The organism is Actinomadura sp. BRA 177, assembly GCF_013372625.1.
GTDB lineage: Bacteria > Actinomycetota > Actinomycetes > Streptosporangiales > Streptosporangiaceae > Spirillospora.
Map to the genome: position 1 here is coordinate 1 of NZ_JABXFD010000121.1, position 917 is coordinate 917.

Here is a 917-nt window from a genome sequence, read left to right on the forward strand (position 1 = left end):
TCATCCTCGGGCGGTCTGTGCGACGCGGTGGTTTTGCAGGACGGCGATGGCCTTGACGATGTGGCCGGCCTTGCTCGGGCTGCAGCGCAGCTTCCGTAGGATCCGCCATGACTTGAGTTGTGCGTTCGCTCGTTCGCCTGGTCCGCGGAGCTTGGCGTGCGACCGGTTGGCCTGCTTCTGTGACTCGGGCTTGTTCCTGCCCTTGTAGGGCGTGATGACCACCGACGCCTCGGCCCCTTGGTAGGCCTTGTCGGCCAAGGTAAGGATCCCCGTCCTCTCCAGTTCGCGCAGGATGCCCCATATGCGGGCGGCGGTCAGGTCGTGGACCTTGCCGGGCAGCGCCCCCGAGGTCCACAGGATCGTGCCGTCTGGCCCGGCGATGACCTGCACGTTCATTCCGTGTACTCGGTGTTTTCCGGAGTAGTAGGGGCGGTCGGCCCGGACCCGGTCGGTGTGGATGAGCGTCCCGTCCAGCACCAGATGGGTCAGTCCGTCCCTGCTCGCCTTCCGCAGCGCCTTCGCGAGTTTGGGTGAGCGGGCCGACAGCAGCATGACGGTCTCCTCCACGTACCTCCAGGCGGTGGTGGGCGACACCCCGAACCCTGTGCTGATCTCGGTGAACGTCTCGTCCTTGCGCAGGTAGGCCAGGACGAGAAGCGCCTGCTGACCGGGGTTGAGCAGCCTCCAGGTCGACCCGATCGCCTTGCGTCGCCGGCGGATCAGCCCGGCGACGTAGTTCAGCGTTGAACGCGACAGATCCAGCCCGGCACGGTAGAAAAGCACGTAGAGACCTCTGGTTCAGGCGACGTGATTGTGGTGATCAACCCGTCTACCAGGGGTCTCTCTGCGTCAGGCCACCAACCGACGCATTGCGATCATGCTGTGACCAGTGGACTGCCGCCACAGGGATGAAATGG

At 65.0% G+C, this 917-nt stretch carries 1 protein-coding gene; it reads right to left on the bottom strand.

Annotation, left to right across the window (positions count from 1 at the left end):
* Positions 1-783, bottom strand: a complete 783-nt coding sequence (locus tag HUX53_RS03375; protein WP_176401704.1) for a transposase family protein — start codon at positions 781-783, stop codon at positions 1-3.
* Positions 784-917: the final 134 nt, after the last annotated feature.